Genomic DNA, 18,945 nt, shown 5'->3' on the forward strand with positions numbered 1-18,945 from the left:
AAGATGCTTGAGGCTCGCCGGGTTTGCGCTCATCTTGGCTAAAACCTTCGCATGCCTTACCGCACCATCATCTTCGACTTCGACGGAACCCTCGCTGACACCCTGGAAGAGACCCGCCGGATCTACAACCTGCTCGCCACCGAATACTCGCTGCGTCAGGTCTCAGTGGAAGAGTTGCCGGGCCTGCGCAATTTCTCACTGATGGAGCTGCTGGATCACCTCGGCATCCCGAAGCGCCGTGTTCCCACCCTGCTCTCCCGCGGCACCGCGATGATGCGCTCTGATATCACCCGCCTGCCGCTCATTCCCGGCATGGGCGAGATTATTCCCGAGATGCGCTCCCGCGCGCGGTCCTTCGGCGTGCTCACCTCGAATGCCGAGGAAAACGTCGACCTCTTCCTGAAGGCCCACGGCCTGCGCGAGCACTTCGATTTCATCTCCTCCACCTCGCGACTCACCGGCAAGTCCGGCCACCTCCGCGCCATCCGCAAGACCTTCTCGCTCCACGAGGAAGAGATGCTCTACGTCGGCGACGAAATCCGCGACATCAAGGCCTCCAAGAAAGCCGGCATCGCCATGGCCGCCGTCACCTGGGGCTTCAATTCCGCCGAATCCCTCGCCGCGCAATCCCCGGCACACGTGATCCATTCCCCGGGGGAACTGCTGAAGCTGATCCCGGCATCGTGACCCCTTCCAGAGACACCACCTCCACCAGAGCCGCGCCACCGCCGCGCCTGGATGGGATTTGGTAATGTCCTGTTAGTCTGCTGCGTCTTCTGTTACCCGGCCATCTTGGATGACTCGGCAGCTCGGGTGGCGCCATCGGGATCATCGCCCGCGGGCTGATGATTCGCCTTCCAGCCGCCTGATTTCCCCGTACGAGATTTTTTCTGTCCCGAACTGAAATCGGCGACGAATACCTCGTGAATGATGGCCCCGTCGGACCGCACACTCCTTGATCGCTTCGTCTCGCAGCGGGACGAGGCCGCCTTCCGTTCCTTGGTCGGCCGCCATCTCGATCTGGTCCATGGCGTGGCCCAACGCGTCACCGCGAACGACGACCTCGCCCGCGACGTCGCGCAGAACACCTTCATCCGCTTGGCCCGGCGCGCCGCCATGATCCCGCGCGGGATCGAGCTGGCCGCGTGGCTTCACCGCACCAGCCGCTCGCTCGCCATCGATCTCGTCCGCTCCGAAACCCGCCGGAAAAAGCGGGAAGCCTCCTCCCCGAATCCCGTCATGGAAACCGAGCCCGTTTGGTCCGACTTGGCCCCGGTCATTGACGGGTTGGTTGATCGCCTCCCCGCCGCCGATCGCGAGGTCGTGCTCCTGCGGTTTTTCCAAAACCAATCCCACGCCGCCATCGCGACAAAGCTCGGTCTCACCGAAGAAGCAGCGCGCAAGCGCTCGCTCCGGGCCATCGGCAAACTCCGCGACCTGCTCGGGAAGCAGGGCATCGCGACCACCTCCACTGCCCTGGCCATCCTCCTTCCTGCCCATGCTGCCACCCCTGCGCCCGCCACGCTCATGACTACGGTGGTCGGCGCGGCGCAGGGAGTGGCACCCATGATGCCGGGTGGATTTCTCACCGCCGTCCTCGCCATGACCAAAGTGCAACTCGGATCCATCGCACTGGCCGTCGTGATCTTCCTCGCCTCCTTGGGTCACTCGCTCTCGGCAGCAGCCACCGCCCGCAATGCCACGGTCGCGATCTCCCAAGATCAGAGCGCCACAAGCGACGCCACCTCAGCGGATCGCAAGCGCCCTCAGCCAAGAACCTATCCGGAAAACCGGCTCGAGCACCTGGAACAGATCCTCTCCATCGAAGGTCTCGCTCCTCGCCGGCGCGAACTGATTTCCTTCCTCAATCGCCTTTCCCCCGCCGAGTTCCGTGAGGTCGCCGACTATTTCCACAAGTCCACCCGGGAAACCGACGGAGCCGAGTACGACGTGATGCTAGCGGCATGGGCTAGGGAGGATATCGAGAATGCGCGAGCCTACGTCATGGAGGTTCTCAAAGGCGCCGGAACACAGACTGTCCTGCAAGCCTGGGCCCAGAACGATCCACAGGCCGCCTTGGCTTGGGCGGATTCCAATCCTTCCTCCGGCAAGGTAAACAAGCACCTGATCTGGGTACTGTCAGGTATCGCGACGGAAGACGTGCCAACCGCGGTGAAGCGACTTGAAGCCATGCCCGATGAAAAGCAACGCTCCGACTCGGCGCTGGAACTCTTCTGGGCCATGGACCCCCAGCCCTCGGGCATTGAGCGCTTGCTCGCGGAAATCAAGGACCCGGCCCTGCGGACACGCATAATCGCCGGTGCCGCGCCCACCCTCGCCTCAGACGATCCTGTCCGTGGCTCACGATTGCTGGCCTCCGACCCCGGCGCTCAGGAACTCACCGACGCCACGGACGTCTACTCGGATTATTACCACAAGAAACCCGCAGAGGCCGTCGCCATGCTCGATGAGCTGCCACCCGGCAAGATGCGAAATGAAGCGGTCCTTGGCATCGCATCCTACGTCGGAGACCCCGCCGCTCGCTATGCTTTGCTTGAAAAGTTCCCTGATGCCGCAACCGATCGTGCGATCTCTCAGCTATCTTGGCGGTTCATCGAGTGGGATGAAGGAAAAGCACTGGAATTGGTCCGCCGTATTGCGGACCAAGCGGTCCGCAACGATTTGCTGTTCCGGCTCCTCCGCTATCACAAGGATTGGACGACGGATCCCCAAACCCGTCGATGGCTTGAAGAAAACAAGATCCCCGTGGAGGTCCGCGACCGCCTGCTGAAGAACGAAGTCGAAATCCAGCAGTCCGACGAGCCGTGAAGCCGTCCACAGCCACCGTCCTTACCGTCGCAGTCCTGCTCGCCGCCGCGATGCTATGCCCGGTGATCGTGCCACGGATCGCCGGTGAAGAGGCTGCTGTTCCCGGAGATGATCCATTGCGGGCTCGTTCCTCCGCGCCTCAACGGATGGATTTACAGGACAGCGATCCCGAAGCCGCACAAAAAGCCATGAACCGGCGGGTCCAGACGCAACTCCTGAACGCCAACTGGATGGAACGCAGTCGCAACCTGCTCCTCCTGGCAGAACATCTGAAGCCCGATGAATGGCCGCTGGCAATGAACAGCCTCCCCACCATGGGCATCAACCGGCATGGCGAGGAGGGGATTCTCCTCATGACCGCGTGGACGGAGGTCGATCCACTCGCCGCAGTCGGGTATTTGAAAACGCTGCGCCACGCCGTGATACCCTTGTGGATCACGCGCGACCCAAAGGCTGCGTGGGAGTGGATCATGTCCCAGGATCAGGCCGAGCAACCGGAACTGGTCGGCTTCGCACTTCTGGCATGGGTCAAAACCGACCTCCCTCGCGTCACCCGTGAACTCGCCGCAATGAAAGATAGGGGCTCGATTCTCGGCTACGATAGGGGTTCGATTCTCGGGGACGTTGCCCGCCGCATTGCAGGAATGGAAAAGGGCGCATCGCGTCAGTGGCTCGACTCCATTTCCGATCCGAAACTGAAGGACGAAGCTCTCCATGCGTTGCTGACAAACCTGCCCCAAAGCCGCATCGAGGAAAAACTCGAGCTCGTCCACGACCAGCCAGAAATGCGCAAGCGGGTCACCCAGAACCTCTACCATGCATGGGCGGATGTGGATGAAGCTGCCGCTATGGCCTCATTTGAAAATCTTGAACCGGGAGAAGAGCGGGAAATTGCCCTGCTCGGCATCATTCAATGCCTCTCGCCCAAGGACCCTGTCCGCGCCTTGGACATCATCGATCGCCATCCCGGACACGGACAAGACCTCCTGCTCTGTTCCTGGGTCACCGGTGTCGCTGACGACGACCCCGCCCTCGGTCTCGGGCAAATCCATCGTATCGAAAGACCGGACGACCTAGAAATGGTCTATCGTCGCGTGCTCACCACTTGGCTGGAAAAAGACGGGGCCGCGGCCCGCGAATGGCTGGCCACACACGACCTGCCTCCCTCGCTGAAGCAAGAATTCAAGCCTGACTAACAGCCGCTCGGGAAGCCCGTAGGGCCGATTTCCGGATTCGACAATCCGGCCCCGGTTGCCAATCTGCCGGTCATGAACGAGCGCCCCACCCCTCCCGAGCACGAGCAAGAGCACGCGCCTCACCACGACGAAACGTCAACTTTACCTGCCGAAAAGTCCGCAGTCGCCCTCCCCACCTCCGTGCTGGCGCTCGGCTTCGTCGCCATCGCCCTCGTCGGCGTGATCATCGCGATGACTATCAAGTCGTCGCGCCCGGCAGGTGCTCCTCCCGCCGCAGCCAGCGAGACGGAGGACCCCGCCATGCGTGAAGCCAAGGCCAAGGTGCAGATGCTCCAGACGACCCTGAATCAGGAGCGCTCCAAGCTCGGCCTCTCGCCGCTCTACGGCCAGACCACCGAATCCGCGGAAGCCGTCGCCTCCCGCATCACCGAAGACGCCGCCACCCTCGTCAACATGGCGAAGGGAGTGAAGGATCTCATCGCCCGCAAGGATCTCGAACTGGACCAGCGCACCAAGGAATGGACCGAAGCCGTGAAGCTCCAGGGCGTGCTCCGCGAGCAAATAAACCGGCTCCAGGCCGAACTCAACAAGGCCCTGATCGATAGCTCTGACGCCAACAGTCTGCGCACCCAACTCGAAGCCGCCAACAGGCGCATCATTTCCCTCGGCGATGAAATCCGCCGCCTCAGCCAAGGCTCCGGAGCGCTCGCCCAGATCACCGCCGAGCGCGACGAACTCCGCGCCCGCGTCACCGAACTCGAGTCGCGCCTTTCCCAAGCCACACTCTTCGCCAATTCGGAAGGCGACTTGCTCAAGGATGCGGTCGAGCTCTTCCGCAGCTTGCGAGCCTTGGAAAACAAGCCGGACTCCGAAATCGCCACCGCCTATAGCCAATACGGAGCTCAACTCGGCGCCAACGTTCTCGACAAGATCGACTTCCCCACCGGCGTGTCAGACGTCGCCCCCGAACTCCACGACAAGATCGCCCGCTTCCCGATCCAAGCCCCGGACAATGCACTGCTTCTCGTCGTAGGCTATGCCTCCGAAACCGGCAATGTGGACGGCAACCGCACCCTCTCCTCCGAACGCGCCACCGCCGTCGCCCGTATCCTCAATGAGGTGAAGAAGCCCGGCCAGCGCGTGCAAGCCGTCTATCTCGGCCAGACCGACCGCTTCGGATCCAAGTTCCCCGAGCGCAACCAGATCAGCGAGGTCTGGCAGATTGTCCCGAAGGGTGACAACGGAAGTAACAATAGCGGCGGCAGCGGAAGCAACGGAGGCATCCCGCCACTCCGCCCACTGCCGCCCATGCCGGGGCAGTAAGCCTTGTTAGGCCGCGGCCCGCATCATGGCCGCGGCGCAGCCGCCCTCGGACTGCTGCGGTCATCGTGCGGACATCCGCGGCTTTGTTAGAGTCCGCTCGCCTTGATCTCCGAGAACGAAGCCGCGTGCTTGTCACCCTTCGTGCAATAGCGCCGCACCCCGATCATGCCGGAGCGGAAGCTATCGTCCGTCACCTCGATCTTCGGCTCATCGAGGTCTCCCGCATACACGCGGATCACCGAACCTTCAGCCTCGATCCGCAGCGCCATCGCCTCACCCGCCTTCACCGCGAGCGGCACCGACTTGAGCGGCATCCAGCGGTTGTCGGCCTTGCCGAGCACCAGTTCGTTCTTCTCCGCACTGATCCCGGCATAGTAGCCACGATAGCTGTCCATGCCTGGGAAAACGTCGCTGGCGCGGAAAAGCAAACCAGCGTCGCCCGCTTCACTCACCGTGACCTTCGCATCATAAACGAAGTCCGCGAAATTGGTGTAAGGCATCACCGCCTTCGCACCAACGACGCCACCGCTGCCCGAATGAGCTTCCGCCGCGGTATGCAGCGCGCCATCGCGAATGTACCAGCTACCCCCATAGGTCACCCAGCGATCAAACGTGCCCTTGCTGAAATCGGCCGCGTATGACTGAAGCGGAGCAGCCGGCTTTCCAATCACCGGGAAGCTCGTGACACGCAGCATGCCTGCACCGAAAGGTACGAGCTCGATCTTCTCCTCCGGCTCTTCCGAAGCCACCGGACTGACCGGTGGATCCAGCGCCACCAAGCCACTGTTCGCCATTTTCCACGACGGCACCTTCTTCGCGTGCGCGACCAGGGTGATCGGTGACTTCGCCCGCGAGAACGGCTGATCCGGCAACGCCCCCGTCTTCACCTCGAAGGACGCATCCGGATTCTTCTCATCGACCACGAGACCATAATTCCACGGCGACTCGGGATAATACTCCAGAGAATCAAACCCAGCCACCTTGCCCTTCTCGAAGGCCTCGACGCGCTGCTTGATCGCGAGCGAATAAACCAGCGGCCCGCGATGCACCACGACGCTGTCATTCAGACCGCGCTGCAGCTTCACCTTCATCGGCATCTTCAGCACCACCTCGTCGCCTTGCTTCCAGATGCGCTGGATCTTAGCGAAAGTGCCCGCCTTCGGAGCAGGCTCAGCTTTGCCGTTCACTTCGATCGTCGCGTCGTCGCACCAACCGGGAATGCGCAACGAGAGCGGGAAGGCCACGTCCTTCGGCGTGGCGATGCGAAGCCGCACGGTATCGCCGAAAGGATACGCGGTTTCCGAACGCAGCTTCACCTTGGTGCCATCGCCCACGGTCGCGCTCACCTCGGTAGGCGCGTGGGCGAGCACCGCGAGTCCCTTGTCCGGCGTCGCCGCCCACGAGTTCTGGACGAACTTCGGCCAGCCCATGTGGAAGTTGTAGCAGCAGCACTGGAAGCCGGAGATCGGCGACGGCGTCGCACCATTCGCATAGTCCTGGTCGAAGCCCTTGCCTCCGCGCTTCGAGATGACCTGATTCGGAATGCAGTAGTAGACGTGCTGGTGGATGTTCTCCGTCACCGAACCCGGCAGCGCGTTGAAGGCCAGCTCCTCGAGGTTGTCGGCCGCGGCCACTTCACCGGTCACGCGGGTAACGCTCGCGTCGCTCAACATGCGCTCGACGATCGAGCACAGCTCGATCCCCTGCGTGGTCGAATTGCCCGCGAGGAACTCGGTCCCCGCATTGATCCCCACGGCAGTACCATGGTCGCGATCCAGATTCGCCACGCCGATGTCATAGGCATTGCGATCCTCCGCCTTGCCGGACCGCAGCGAATACACCGCCGGCATCTTGATCGCCTGCGGCACGTTCACGTTGTGGCGCGGTTGGAAGCTGCGATCGACCTCGACGAACTTGTTGTTCGTGAGGATGTCAGTCCACGGATACGCCTGCTTTGCGAGCTTGTCGGAGAGCCCGAGCAGGAACTCATCGCCGGTGCGATTGTAGAGCCAGAAGACCGTCTCGATGTCATCCCCGGCGCGCGACTTGCCCCAGTCGCGCAGTGGCCGGGCATCGAGGCCCGAATTCATGAACTTGTAGTAATTCGTGAGGAACGGGATCACCCGCTCATCACCGGTGGCTTCATGGAAATCGCGCAGCAAATGGTTCACCACCATCCGCGGCCACCAGTCGTCATTGTTCGCCGGGCCGTAGAAGCCATCCCCGCGCTGGCTCTTCAGAATGGCATCGCACCACTTCGTCGCCTCGGCCTTCAGCTTCTCGTCATCCAGTCCCCACGCCAGCGAGATCAGCCCCTTCAGATAATAGGGCCCCTTTTCCCAGTTCTCACCCGTGCCCCCGCGCCAAGCGCTGTTGGGACTCACCGCCTCCAAAAGCTCCGGAGCATGCCCCGTCAATCCATCCCGCTGCAATTCCAGCTGGTGTTTCAGCCAACCCTGCGGCTTCACGCTGCCCAGCGGCAGCGCCGTGAAATGCCCGGGATCAAGCGGCGCGCGATTCGGTGCCGTTGGGGTCGCAGGGTCGGCAAAAGCGACAACACCGACCACGGCCAGAGGCGCGACCGCAGCGAGGAAAATGACGTTCTTCATGGATGGGGCTTGGGTTACGACGCGAGCTTGGCCGTTCTCCCACCGAATTCAAACACGTTCGATATTTGAATTCATGGAGCCGAACTCGTTCGGGAGAATGGATCAGAGAATCGCCATATCAGCCTCTCCGGCAAGGAATGAACCGCACTTCACGACCCGATTTTCCCTTGCCCCGCACCCGCCGCTGGCCGCTACTCCCCGCCGTGATTCCGAACGTCCTCGCCGAACGCTACGCCTCCCCTGCCCTGCAAGCCATCTGGTCGGCCGAAGGCCGCATCGTGCTGGAGCGCGAGTTCTGGATCGCCGTAATGAAGGCCCAGCGCGACCTCGGCCTCGACATCCCCGCCGAGGCGATCACCGCGTATGAAATCGCCAAGGACTCGGTCGATCCCGGCTCGATCATGGCCCGCGAGCGCGTCACCCGCCACGACGTGAAGGCCCGCATCGAGGAGTTCAACGACCTCGCCGGCCACGAGCACATCCACAAGGGCATGACCTCGCGCGACCTCACGGAAAACGTCGAGCAGCTCCAGGTCTGGCGCTCGCTGCTGGCGATCCGCGACAAGTCCGTCGCCGTACTCGCCCGCCTGAAGAAGCGCGCCGAGCAGTGGAATGACCTCGTCATCACCGCCCGCACCCACAACGTCGCCGCCCAGCCGACCACGCTCGGCAAGCGCATCGCGATGTTCGGCGAGGAAATGCTCTCTGCCCACCACGCGCTGGAAGACGTGATCGCCCGCTACCCGGTCCGCGGCCTCAAGGGCGCCGTCGGAACGCAGATGGACCAGCTTTCCCTCTTCAATGGCGATGCCGCGCAGGTCGCCGAGCTTGAGCAAAAAGTCGTCACCCACCTCGGCATGCCGGCGGTCTGGACGAATGTCGGCCAGGTCTATCCGCGCTCGCTCGATTTCCGCGTGGTCGCTGCCCTGACCGATCTCGCCAGCGGCCCCTCCTCCTTCTGCCGCACCCTGCGTCTGATGGCCGGCCATGAAACCGCCAGCGAAGGCTTCGCGCCCGGCCAAACCGGCTCCAGCGCCATGCCGCACAAGATGAACTCCCGCTCCTGCGAGCGCGTGAACGGCTTCCACGTGATCCTGAAGGGCTACCTCGCCATGGCCTCCGGTCTCGCCGGTGACCAGTGGAATGAGGGCGATGTATCCTGCTCGGTCGTCCGCCGCGTGATGCTGCCGGATGCCTTCTTCGCCATCGACGGCCTGTTCGAGACCTACCTCACCGTCCTCGATCAGATGGACGCCTATCCCGCCGTGATCGCGAAGGAAAACGCCCACTACCTCCCCTTCCTGATGACCACCACGATCATGATGGAAGCCGTGAAGTCCGGCGTCGGCCGCGAGACCGCGCACAAGGCAATCAAGGAACACGCCGTCGGCACCGTAAACGACCTCCGCGCCGGCAAGACCACGGTGAACGACCTCGTCGACCGCCTCGCCAACGACGAGCGCATCCCGATGGATCGCTCCCAACTCGCCGCCATCGTCGCTGCCGGCGAAAGCAATGCCGGTGCGGCCCAAGCCCAGGTCGCCACCTTCGCGAAAGCCGTGGCCGCCCTTGAAGCCGCCAACCCGGCAGCCGCGGCCTACTCGCCGGGCTCGATCCTCTGATCGATCACTCCCCTGAGTCAGGAAAGTTCCTCTCGCGCGGCCGTTTGACCCAATAGGTCACTCGGCCGCCGTTCGCTTCGCGCAGTGGGTCGAAGACCATGTCCATCCCGACATCCTTGATCTCACAAACGATGGCCAGCAGCTCGCCGAGCCGTCCCTTCGGAAAGCCGCGCTCCTTGAACCACGAGAGATACTCCGGCGGCAGATCATAAATCGGCATCCCGCGCGGTGGTACCCCCGCCGGGCCATACTTGCCAAAAGGCATCCGCATCTTCCCGATCTCACCGAGCAGATTGCGGAAGTCCTCGCGTTCGATATCGGTCACGCTTCCTCTTACAACGGCCCCCGACCTCGCGCGAGAGGGATCAACCGCGGATCACGCGGATGAGAAATCCAAAAACCATCCGCGATATCCGCGCAATCCGCGGTCAATTTTACGACAACATGGGCGGGGAATCATCCTCGATTCCCAAGAACCGCCGCTCGTTGACCACCCGTCGCCATTCCAACTTGGCACTCTTGAAATTGAGCAGCAGCGCCACCTCCAAGCCGGTGATGTTGAGGTAACCGAGCATTTGCGCCACATGAGTGTCGTTGAATACACTCACCACCTTTGGGTCCACGATCACCTTCCCGTCCACCACCAGATCAGGGATAAGCTTCCCGATGAATTGTCCGCGGTAATAGACCGGATACTCGCGCTGCTGCTCGACCTCATGCCCCCGCGCGCGAAGTTCGAGAACCAATGCATTCTCGTAGAGCTTCTCGTCCAGTCCCGGCCTGAGCTCGTTTAACACAACCATCGCCGCCCCAATTGCATCCTTCGTGATCTCCTCATGTAGCATGGCCGATAGAATCTCGGAGAGGTCGGAAAGAGAAATCCAAACCATCCGTGATATCCGCGCCATCCGCGGTTAAATCAAAAAGCGGGAAGCCCCGGAGAGCTTCCCGCTTTGGGAAAAACTGGATTAGCCGAATCTCAACGGCTCGCAGTGGCTGCAGCCTTCGGCGCGTGAGCCTTCAGCGCGTTCTCGGACTCGGTATCGAACCAAGTGCGGAAAGCCTTGTCCTCGACCACTTCCATCTGGCCCACCATGTCGCCGTGCTTCTCGCCGCAGAGCTGGGCGCAGACGATCGAGGTTTCCAGGGTCTTCGTCGGCGTGAACCACATCGGGATCTCGCGGCCCGGGACGGCGTCCTGCTGGATGCGCATCGGGACGATCGCGTAGTTGTGGATCACGTCGTTGGACGTGATGTTGAGGATCGCCGGGCGGCCCTTCGCAATCTTGAGGTTGGACGCAATGAAGTCGTCCTGGGCATTCGGATCATTCAGGTCGAGCGCCACGTCGTTGTTGCTGGTGCGGACCAGCGGATTGATGCGGCCGAACTTGCCGTCCTTGCCGGGGTAGTGATAGGTCCAGCCAAACTGCCAGCCGACGACGCGGACGCGGATCGGATCCTGCTTCTGCACCGTCTGCCAGGTGTCAGTGCGCTCGCGCCACAGCGGGAACGCGAAGCCCAGCAGCAGCACGGCTTCGATGATGACCACCGCGATTTCCAAGTGGCTGGAGATGTGGTTGCGGACGCCGTGATACGACGCCTTCGGGTGCACCGACGCGCGGAAGCGGACCAGGCAGAAAGCGAAGAAGAAGAACCAGCCGAGACCGAGCGCGAACATGAACCAGTGAACCACGTCAATGAGGTGGTCCACCCGGCCACCATGGGCGGAGAAGACTTCGGGGATGCTGAGGGCTTTTGAAGGGCTCAGGGTCATGGGAAAAGGAAAGTGTCAGCGGGTGGAAGCAGAAGCGGCGGGCAGGTCGTCGCGCAATTCGGGATCGAGCTCGGCATCGCTGCGGCGGATCAGGCGGGTCATGAAGAAGATCACGCCACCCAGCATCGGCAGGATCACGCCGAGCATGAAAAGGATGGACCAGCCGGCGGGATTGGTGCCGTCGTCCTTGAAATTCACGGCGCAGGTGGCGCAGGCGAGCAATGTATTGATCATGGCCGTATCGTGTCGTGTTAGAGGACGATCTTGCGGACCTTCTTGTAGAAGCAGACGCCGTAGATCGGCATGATCACCGCACAGATCGCGCTGACCACCCCGAGTCCCGTGGTGGTGCCGGTCCGGTCCGTCGCGAACGCGAAGGCCCACACGGCAAGGAACACGAAGAGCAAGGTGCTCACCGTGACGAAGACAATGTGGAAGGCGCGGAGCGACATGGCGGTGAAGGGTTGAAGTGGATCAGATCAGTGCTGCCTCTTGACGTCGGAACCGGGCACCCCGTCCTTGAATCCATTGTAGTGGATCGGGTCGTGCTCGGCGAGGGCGGTCAGGCCCAGGAGACAGATCGCGGCGATGATGCCGAAGCTGAAGAGCCAGTAAATCAGGCGCTTCTCGTGATTAAGGTGCATGAAGATCGCTGCCACCAGCGAGGCCTTCACGGTGGCGATCAACAGGCCGAGGCACATGTCGGCGGTGTCGAAGCCGTGCTTGCCGACATCGAGCTGAGGGATCGTCGCGACCGCGACCGTGGCTGCGGTGCCACAGAACAGCACGAGGCCGATCAACTTGTAGAGGCGGAGCGACTTCTGGATTGCTTCAGGAGAATCGGCCATGGACGGAAAAAGGCTGGAATCGAAAAAAACGGGAACCCGGGGAATTTACATCAAATACAGGATCGGGAAGAGGAAGATCCAGACCAAGTCCACAAAGTGCCAGAACAGACCGCCGACTTCGACGCGGTTGGCAAGCCACTCGGGATTGGAAAGATACATCTTCTTGCCGAAGAACAGGTAGTAGGCGAGCACGATGGCACCGCCGATGACGTGCAGGCCGTGAAGACCGGTCATCGTGAAGTAAATCGCGTAGTAGGTGTTCCAAGCAGGCGCGAACTTCGAGGCGAACTGCACTTGATTGCGAGGAACCTCAAGGTGCGGGAACAAGCGCTCGTGGTAATCAGGGCCGAAGAACTTCTCCTTCGGGTTCTCATCCACCCGCGGCATCGCGTAGGTCTTCGAAGGATCGTAGCTTTCCACCGAGGACTTCGGATCGGCGTAGAACGCCATTTCCTGCCAGTTGATCCGGTACTTGTCCTTTTCCGTCGGCTCCTTGCCCTTGGAGGCCAGGAATTCCTCAAGCTTGGCGAGTGCCTTCTGTTGCTTTTCCCAGATCTCGGCCAGCTCGTGGTTCTCCTTGAGCAACCAGGATTCCTCGATCGCCTTTTCGATCGCAGCCTCGTCGTGGTGGCCGACCCGTTCGGTGACCTTCATCGCGAGATGACGGAAATCGATGGCGTCGACGAAGTGGAAGCCCATCGGGCTCTCCAGCAACTTGCCGGCGAGGGCGGTGCCGTCGCGCAAGGTGCCGTTTGCTTCCTGGATGTCACGCGGGGCGAAGCGGAAGACCACGGCAGGCTTCACTTCGAAGGCCACGGACGGCTGTTCCGGCATCAGATCCTTGGCGATCGCGGCATCGTCCACCTTCGCAAGCCCTGCGAGGTCCGAATCGCGTTTGCCCGGATTGGCCTTGTGGACTTCTCGCCAGCTTTCACGCAAGCTATCGGTGCGCAGCGCCTGGTTGTTGCGGTGGCCGGCGAGGTGAGCCTTCTTGATTTCGTCCAGCAGCTTGAGGTCGAGCTTGGTGCCCTTCTCGAAGACCACCGGCTTGCCGCGCTCGGTCTGGAGCTCAAGCCTGGCCGCGAGCTCGATGGTTGCCTTCTCTTCCGCCGCGTGGGCGATCATCTCCTCCACCCACGGCCGTTCATAGCGGAGGGTATTGAAGGTGATCTGCGTGGTCTCGTAGTTGATGACGTTTTCCTCGATCTTCTTGCCGTTGTGATCGAGGGCTAGGTCCTCGTCCTTCGGACCATGCTCGTGGTCGACGTGAACGCCTTCCTTCACCACGTTGCCGAGGTGACCTTCCACGACCGCCCAGTCCATCGTGCGGAGAGCCTGGTGGTGGAACTTCACGTAGTACTCGATGCCCTTCAGGCCCATGAAGATGAAGGAGCAAACGACCGTGATCAGCATGTAGATCTGGAACTTGCCCCACTGGCGCATCTTCAGTGACGCCCAGGCAAAAACCACGGTGACCGACGAGGCGATCAGCACGAAGGTGTTGATGAGGCCCGGCAGCACCGGCAGCGTGCGCTCCGGCCATGGGAAGTCCGCGCCGAGGCGCAGGAAAATGTAGGCCGAGAAGAAGCCGCCGAAGAGCATGACTTCCGACGCGAGGAACAACCAGATGGCGATCTTCGAGTTGAAGAGGCCCGTGTCCTTGCGCGGGGTGACGATGTAGGGGATTTCCATTGGGAAAAAGAGCTGGTTTCCAGTGCCGGGTTTTCAGGCCCGGGACCGAATGAATCGTCAGTGGTGGGCGGACGGGGTGACGGGTTTCTCGGCGGGAGCGTCGCTATCGCGCTTCGGCTCTTCCCACTGCGGCAGGTAGTCTTCCTCGCAATCCGGACGGCTGTATTCGTACGGGCCGCGGTAAACGGCAGGCTCGGTGAGGAAGTTGCCGTGGCCCGGAGGCGTCGGCGTCGCCCACTCGAGGGTGGTGGCATGGTAAGGATTGTCGCTCTCGACCTTGCGGCCGATCTTCCAAGCGCTGAAGAGATTGATCACGAACGGAATCTGCGCGAGCGCCATCGTCCATGCGGCCATCGACATCACGATGTTGAGGTCGATGTGCTTGTCCACGACCTGGGCGAAGACGTCCGCCGCGTTCTTGGCGTTGGCGAGGTAGGCATCGCCACCGTTGTACCAGCGGCGGTGGAAACCGGCCATGCCCTGCGTGAGCATCGGGAAGAAGATCAGGTTCATGCACACCAGGCTGGGCCAGAAGTGAACGTGAGCCAGGAAGGTGCTCATGTGGCGGCCGGTGATCTTCGGATACCAGTGATACACGCCGGCGAAGAGGCCGAAGAGAATGCCCGGGGCCACCACGTAGTGGAAGTGGCCGATCACGTAGTAGGTATCGTGCAGGTGAAGGTCCACCAGGTTGAATGCCAGCGGCAGGCCGGTGAGACCGCCGATACCGAACATCGGCAGGAAGGCGCAGGCCCAGATCATGGCCGGCGTGAAGCGGATGGAGCCGCCCCACAGCGAGATGATCATCGAGGTCAGCAGGATCACCGACGGGATCGAAATCAGCACCGTGGTGGTCTGGAAGAAGGTCGAAACGACCGGACCCATGCCCGTGAGATACATGTGGTGCGCCCACACGACGAAGGACAGGAAGCCCAGCGTGAGCACGCCGTAAACCATCGCCTTGTAGCCCCACAGCGGGCGGCGGGTATTGACCGGAATGATTTCCGCGACGCAGGCGATCGACGGCAGCAGGAGCACGTACACCTCAGGGTGACCGAGGAACCAGAACAAGTGCTGGAACAGCAGCGGCGAACCACCACCGGAGAGGTCAGCCATGCCTTCCTTGGCCGAATACAGGCCGGAGGGCATGAAGAAGGACGAGTGGCTCACCCGGTCCATCAGCTGCATGATGCCGGCGGCTTCCAGCGGAGGGAAGGCGAGCAGGAGCAGGAAGCCCGTCACGAGCATCGCCCACACGAAGAAGGGCATGCGCATCCAGGTCATGCCACGGGCGCGCAGGTTGATGATCGTGGTGACGAAGTTCACCGAACCGAGCAGCGACGAGGAAATGAGCAGCACCAGGCCGATCAGCCACTGGGTCTGGCCGGCAAGCCACTGGTTGACGATCTGGCCGTCAGCGAAACCAGCGAGCGGCGAGTAGTTCGTCCAGCCGGACTTGGCTGCGCCGGACTCCATGAAGAAAGAGGCGCACATCACCAGGCCACCCAGCAGGTAGAGCCAGTAGCTGGTCATGTTCAGCTTCGGGAAGGCCATGTCGACCGCACCGATCTGGAGCGGCGTGACGTAGTTGCCGAAGGCACCGAAACCGAGCGGCACGATACCGAGGAACACCATGATGGTGCCGTGCATGGCGCCGAACATGTTGTAAGTCTCGCCCGTCACCTTGCCGTCCGTCAGCCAGCGGGCCTTCCAGTTGTCCGAGAACAACCAGCTCATCCACTCCGGCAGCGGCTGGTGCGGATAGGCGATGCTCCAGCGCATCACCATCATCAGGTAGAAGCCGAAGGCCAGGAAGGCCATCGCCGTCAGGCCATACTGGATGCCGATCATCTTGTGATCGGTCGAGAACACGTACTTCGACCAGAAGCCCGGGTTGTGGTGGTGATCGTCGTGACCGTGATGGTCATCGTGGCCGTGCTGGTCGGCGGCGTGGGCGTGGGCGCTCATGCGTGGGAAAAGGTGGGGCTGAAGTTACTTGGCTTCCGCCGGTTCGAGGGTGATCGGATCGACCATCATCTTGGGATCGATGGGATCGCCCGGAAGGTTCTTCTTGTGATCGGCATTCAGTTCGTCGGCGGTGACGGAGGCACCGGCCTTGGCGCGCTTGCCGGAGATTTCCAGCGCAGCGGTGCCCATCTGCTTGGTTACCACGTCGGCGGCGCTGTTGCCGAAGGAGTGGCGGACGTAATTCATCACGTGGGAAAGGTCCTCGCCATTCAGACCGGCGGCCTGGGACGGCATCACGCCGAAGGTCTTGCCGCTGGAAGTCGGGCCGGTAAGACCGTTGAGAATGACCATGGCGAAGCGCTCGTGCGGACCATTGACGAACTCGGAACCAGCCAGCGGCGGATAGTTGGCACCATCGCCCTTGCCATCGGCACCGTGGCAACCGGCGCACTTCGCGAAGATCTTCTGGCCCTTCTTGATCGAGGCGGTGAGGTAGTCGGTCGGCGGCAGCTTGGCGCTTTCGCCATCGCTCGGGATCACGCGGACGTAGTCTTCACGCGTGATGTCCTTGTAGGAGAACAGCGTGCCGGCCTTGCCCAGCGTCCAGCCGGCGGCCAGCAGCGGAACGGCGCACAGGATAAGCACCCAGAGCGAGATCGGCTCGGCTCCGTTCTCCTTGAGTTTGGACTCGCGGGAAGCAGCGGCGGCACCACGGACCACGCGCTCGTGGGCTTCGGTGACGTTCACCGATTCCTCGAGGTCAGGCTTGGAAGGATCGATCATCTCGGACAGGGAAAAAACGGTTCAGCCTTTCGGGGCGGCGGCAGGAGCGGCAGCCGGCTTGGCGGCAGGAGCAGGGTTGATGGCCTTCGGCAGCGCGTCATCACGCTTCAGCGAGAGCAGATAGCTCACCAGCGATTCCGCCTCGGGAGTAGGAACGATGGCGCGGCCTTCCTTGGTCGGCACAGCGAGTGCAGCCACCGGAGTCTGGCCGGTAATCGCCTTGTCCTCGAACAGGAACGGCAGCGACGGGCACTTGGAAGTCGAGAGCTTGGGATCCAGGCGCGGATTGTAGAGGTGCAGGTAGAGCCATGTCTTCGGATCGCCGTTCGACTCCTTCACGTAGTTCTGCACGCGCAGACCGATGTTGGAGAGGTCGGGACCGAGGCGGGACACGCCGATCTGGGCAAACTTCTCACCCTGATAGTCGAAGACGTTCGACTCACGGCGGGTGTCGCCGCGGGTTTCGTCGGTCTTGTTGCCACCCCAGTCGGCACGGCCGAGGTCATTGCCAGCGTCGGTGGTGCGGACCACTTGCGTGTGGCAGAGGTAGCAGCCGTTCGAGGCATAGACTTCCGCGCCATTGGCCACTCGGCCGGTGCGCTTTGGGAAATAGATGCCGGTCTTGCCGTCGGCTGCCTCATCGAAGGCCACCGGCTTGACGTCGCGCATCGAGAAAAACGGCACGACCACCACGGCCATCCAGGCAATGCCGAAGGCGAGGGTGAGACCGATTGCGAAGGAGCGGAAGGTCATGGAAGCGAAATTTGAAATTCCTTAGTGGGAATGGGCGTGAGCGGCGGAAGCGGAACCCGGGCCGCCATTGTCGATGTCGCCTTCGGGGCCGTGGGTCGCATCGTGCAGATCATCATGATGCGCGTGGCCGAGCAGGGTCGGGTGCGAGGAGCGGCGGCCGAGGCGCAGCCACATCAGCGCGAGGTGCACGAAGAACCAGACGTTCGAGAACAACAGCAAGCACCACGACAGCGTGGTCGCGACCGCATACGGGTTGGCATAGGTCATCGCATTCTCCCACGGCTGCTTGAAGTCCTCCTGGGCCTGGCCCTGCATCAGACCGCCGAAGATGGCGACCAGCGCGATGGTCATTACCCCGTAGATCGAGAGGAAGAAGTGCATCTTGATCAGGCGGCTGGAAAGCCACTCGCGGCGGGTCACGCGCGGGACCACGAAGTAGATCATCCCGAAGGCGACGAAGCTGAAGAAGCCGTAGAGTGCCAGCACGTCGAAGCCATACTGCGAGAGCGAGAATTGGCTCAGCGGCAGGAAGGACGGGACATTCAGGAAGGTGGCGGCGAAGCCGGTCACCAGCAGGCCGAATAGACCGGCCACCGTGAAGCGCAGCGACGGGCTGTTCACCACCGTCTCGGGAGCACCCGCGGCGGTCTTGAGCAGGTTCACCGCGACGGCGATGCAAGGGATCGCCACGAGGATGGTGGCAGCGGCGCCGAGGTAGGGCAGGAAGTTCGGGATCGGCGCACCGGCCAGCTTCTGCATGCCAGCCCACGGGGCGATGATCGCGAGCGACCAGAAACCGAGCAGCGACAGCGTGTAGCTATACACCGGACGGCCGGTAACCTTCGGAATCAGGTAGTAAGCCGCGGCAATGCCGGCCGGCAGGAAGAACAAGAACAGCAGCGCCGAGCGATACCAGGCATTGATCGCCGCAGCCATCAGCGGGGAACCGGAGAAGCCGTGCACGAAGATGTGTGCGGTGGCGAACACCCACGGGAACCAGATCAGCGCGGCCAGGATGTACCACTGGGAAATGAAGACGTGACCGGAGGGGCGGACCTTGAACTGCACCATCGACCAGATCGCGATCGCGGCGTAGGCGAGCAGCATCGGCACCCAGGCGAACTTCGGCATTTCCATCCACGGGATGCCCGTGCTGTTGCCGGAAAGGATCCCGATGATGCCGAGGGCGAGCGAGAAGTTCCAGACGTGACCGGCGGTGAGGATCAGGCCGGCGGCGCGGCACTCCTGGCGGGACAGGCGGGCCATCAGCCACACCAGCGAACCGAAGGCGGCTTGGCAGCCCCAGCCGTAGATCAGCGCATTCATGTGCGCCGGCTGCACGCGACCGTAGGTCAGGAACGCGCAACCGCTGAGGAAATCAGGGCTGTGGGTCTTGGCGGACGAGATGATGCCGAGCAGGATGGCCACGGCCAACCATGCGGCACCGCTGGTGAAGAAGAACATCACCGGGTGGCGCAGCGAGCGGTCGATCTCCGCGCGGCGGATCGCGTCGGAAGTCTGGGATGAGGCGGCGGACATGGAGAAAAA

The 18,945-nt window shown here is 62.3% G+C and carries 17 protein-coding genes; 5 read left to right on the forward strand and 12 right to left on the reverse strand.

Going from position 1 to position 18,945, the window contains the following annotated elements; all coding sequences use genetic code 11:
* Nucleotides 1-51: 51 nt before the first annotated feature.
* The 4 genes from WKV53_RS08705 to WKV53_RS08720 all read left to right on the forward strand — a co-directional run bounded on the left by WKV53_RS08705 (nucleotide 52) and on the right by WKV53_RS08720 (nucleotide 5,348).
* A complete protein-coding gene (locus tag WKV53_RS08705; protein WP_341404184.1) occupies nucleotides 52-687 on the forward strand; it encodes an HAD hydrolase-like protein in 636 nt (211 codons plus the stop codon).
* Between the two features lie 240 nt (nucleotides 688-927).
* Complete coding sequence (locus WKV53_RS08710) at nucleotides 928-2,829, forward strand: RNA polymerase sigma factor (RefSeq protein ID WP_341404185.1); 1,902 nt, start codon at nucleotides 928-930, stop codon at nucleotides 2,827-2,829.
* Nucleotides 2,826-4,025, forward strand: a complete 1,200-nt coding sequence (locus tag WKV53_RS08715; protein WP_341404186.1) for a hypothetical protein — start codon at nucleotides 2,826-2,828, stop codon at nucleotides 4,023-4,025. The genes WKV53_RS08710 and WKV53_RS08715 overlap by 4 nt, the downstream gene beginning before the upstream one ends.
* A gap of 72 nt (nucleotides 4,026-4,097) precedes the next feature.
* On the forward strand, nucleotides 4,098-5,348 hold the full coding sequence (locus tag WKV53_RS08720) for an OmpA family protein (protein WP_341404187.1): 1,251 nt from the start codon (nucleotides 4,098-4,100) through the stop codon (nucleotides 5,346-5,348).
* Nucleotides 5,349-5,434: 86 nt separating this feature from the next.
* Here WKV53_RS08720 and WKV53_RS08725 read toward each other — a convergent pair whose 3' ends face one another.
* Nucleotides 5,435-7,957, reverse strand: coding sequence for a beta-L-arabinofuranosidase domain-containing protein (locus WKV53_RS08725; RefSeq protein ID WP_341404188.1), 2,523 nt, complete (start codon nucleotides 7,955-7,957; stop codon nucleotides 5,435-5,437).
* Nucleotides 7,958-8,124: 167 nt separating this feature from the next.
* Between WKV53_RS08725 and purB the strand changes: the two genes are divergently transcribed.
* On the forward strand, nucleotides 8,125-9,579 hold the full coding sequence (purB, locus tag WKV53_RS08730) for an adenylosuccinate lyase (protein ID WP_341404189.1): 1,455 nt from the start codon (nucleotides 8,125-8,127) through the stop codon (nucleotides 9,577-9,579).
* A 4-nt stretch (nucleotides 9,580-9,583) separates the two neighbouring features.
* Here the strand turns inward: purB and WKV53_RS08735 are convergent, their stop codons facing one another.
* From WKV53_RS08735 to WKV53_RS08785, 11 genes are all read right to left on the reverse strand, one after another.
* Complete coding sequence (locus WKV53_RS08735) at nucleotides 9,584-9,904, reverse strand: putative quorum-sensing-regulated virulence factor (protein ID WP_341404190.1); 321 nt, start codon at nucleotides 9,902-9,904, stop codon at nucleotides 9,584-9,586.
* Between the two features lie 109 nt (nucleotides 9,905-10,013).
* Entirely contained in the window at nucleotides 10,014-10,469 is a 456-nt protein-coding gene (locus tag WKV53_RS08740; RefSeq protein WP_341404191.1) for a GxxExxY protein, read from the reverse strand.
* A gap of 89 nt (nucleotides 10,470-10,558) precedes the next feature.
* The gene (locus WKV53_RS08745) at nucleotides 10,559-11,353 is read right to left on the reverse strand and encodes a cytochrome c oxidase subunit II (protein ID WP_341404192.1); all 795 of its coding nucleotides are present in this window, start codon (nucleotides 11,351-11,353) and stop codon (nucleotides 10,559-10,561) included.
* A gap of 15 nt (nucleotides 11,354-11,368) precedes the next feature.
* Nucleotides 11,369-11,587 (reverse strand): hypothetical protein, encoded by a 219-nt coding sequence (locus WKV53_RS08750; protein ID WP_341404193.1) that lies wholly within the window; start codon nucleotides 11,585-11,587, stop codon nucleotides 11,369-11,371.
* A gap of 17 nt (nucleotides 11,588-11,604) precedes the next feature.
* A complete protein-coding gene (locus WKV53_RS08755) occupies nucleotides 11,605-11,805 on the reverse strand; it encodes a hypothetical protein (protein ID WP_341404194.1) in 201 nt (66 codons plus the stop codon).
* A 27-nt stretch (nucleotides 11,806-11,832) separates the two neighbouring features.
* On the reverse strand, nucleotides 11,833-12,201 hold the full coding sequence (locus WKV53_RS08760) for a cytochrome C oxidase subunit IV family protein (protein WP_341404195.1): 369 nt from the start codon (nucleotides 12,199-12,201) through the stop codon (nucleotides 11,833-11,835).
* Nucleotides 12,202-12,246: 45 nt separating this feature from the next.
* Nucleotides 12,247-13,893 carry a cytochrome c oxidase subunit 3 gene (locus tag WKV53_RS08765; protein ID WP_341404196.1) on the reverse strand — a complete coding sequence of 549 codons (1,647 nt, stop codon included), beginning with the start codon at nucleotides 13,891-13,893 and terminating at the stop codon, nucleotides 12,247-12,249.
* Nucleotides 13,894-13,950: 57 nt separating this feature from the next.
* Nucleotides 13,951-15,861, reverse strand: a complete 1,911-nt coding sequence (locus WKV53_RS08770; RefSeq protein WP_341404197.1) for a cytochrome c oxidase subunit I — start codon at nucleotides 15,859-15,861, stop codon at nucleotides 13,951-13,953.
* A gap of 24 nt (nucleotides 15,862-15,885) precedes the next feature.
* Entirely contained in the window at nucleotides 15,886-16,644 is a 759-nt protein-coding gene (locus WKV53_RS08775; RefSeq protein WP_341404198.1) for a c-type cytochrome, read from the reverse strand.
* A 21-nt stretch (nucleotides 16,645-16,665) separates the two neighbouring features.
* Nucleotides 16,666-17,397: a hypothetical protein gene (locus tag WKV53_RS08780; RefSeq protein ID WP_341404199.1), complete on the reverse strand. Its 732-nt coding sequence runs from the start codon at nucleotides 17,395-17,397 to the stop codon at nucleotides 16,666-16,668.
* A 21-nt stretch (nucleotides 17,398-17,418) separates the two neighbouring features.
* Entirely contained in the window at nucleotides 17,419-18,936 is a 1,518-nt protein-coding gene (locus WKV53_RS08785; protein WP_341404200.1) for a cbb3-type cytochrome c oxidase subunit I, read from the reverse strand.
* Nucleotides 18,937-18,945 lie beyond the last annotated feature (9 nt).

It is taken from the genome of Luteolibacter sp. Y139 (genome assembly GCF_038066715.1).
Classification (GTDB): Bacteria; Verrucomicrobiota; Verrucomicrobiia; order Verrucomicrobiales; family Akkermansiaceae; genus Haloferula; species Haloferula soli.

Coding starts and splice junctions, on each gene's coding strand:
- WKV53_RS08705 (WP_341404184.1), top strand. CDS start 52: ATGCCTTACCGCACCATCATCTTCGACTTCGACGGAACCCTCGCTGAC.
- WKV53_RS08760 (WP_341404195.1), bottom strand. CDS start 12,201: ATGGCCGATTCTCCTGAAGCAATCCAGAAGTCGCTCCGCCTCTACAAG.
- WKV53_RS08780 (WP_341404199.1), bottom strand. CDS start 17,397: ATGACCTTCCGCTCCTTCGCAATCGGTCTCACCCTCGCCTTCGGCATT.
- WKV53_RS08720 (WP_341404187.1), top strand. CDS start 4,098: ATGAACGAGCGCCCCACCCCTCCCGAGCACGAGCAAGAGCACGCGCCT.
- WKV53_RS08725 (WP_341404188.1), bottom strand. CDS start 7,957: ATGAAGAACGTCATTTTCCTCGCTGCGGTCGCGCCTCTGGCCGTGGTC.
- WKV53_RS08710 (WP_341404185.1), top strand. CDS start 928: ATGATGGCCCCGTCGGACCGCACACTCCTTGATCGCTTCGTCTCGCAG.
- WKV53_RS08770 (WP_341404197.1), bottom strand. CDS start 15,861: ATGAGCGCCCACGCCCACGCCGCCGACCAGCACGGCCACGATGACCAT.
- WKV53_RS08755 (WP_341404194.1), bottom strand. CDS start 11,805: ATGTCGCTCCGCGCCTTCCACATTGTCTTCGTCACGGTGAGCACCTTG.
- WKV53_RS08740 (WP_341404191.1), bottom strand. CDS start 10,469: ATGGTTTGGATTTCTCTTTCCGACCTCTCCGAGATTCTATCGGCCATG.
- WKV53_RS08750 (WP_341404193.1), bottom strand. CDS start 11,587: ATGATCAATACATTGCTCGCCTGCGCCACCTGCGCCGTGAATTTCAAG.
- WKV53_RS08785 (WP_341404200.1), bottom strand. CDS start 18,936: ATGTCCGCCGCCTCATCCCAGACTTCCGACGCGATCCGCCGCGCGGAG.
- WKV53_RS08745 (WP_341404192.1), bottom strand. CDS start 11,353: ATGACCCTGAGCCCTTCAAAAGCCCTCAGCATCCCCGAAGTCTTCTCC.
- WKV53_RS08765 (WP_341404196.1), bottom strand. CDS start 13,893: ATGGAAATCCCCTACATCGTCACCCCGCGCAAGGACACGGGCCTCTTC.
- WKV53_RS08775 (WP_341404198.1), bottom strand. CDS start 16,644: ATGATCGATCCTTCCAAGCCTGACCTCGAGGAATCGGTGAACGTCACC.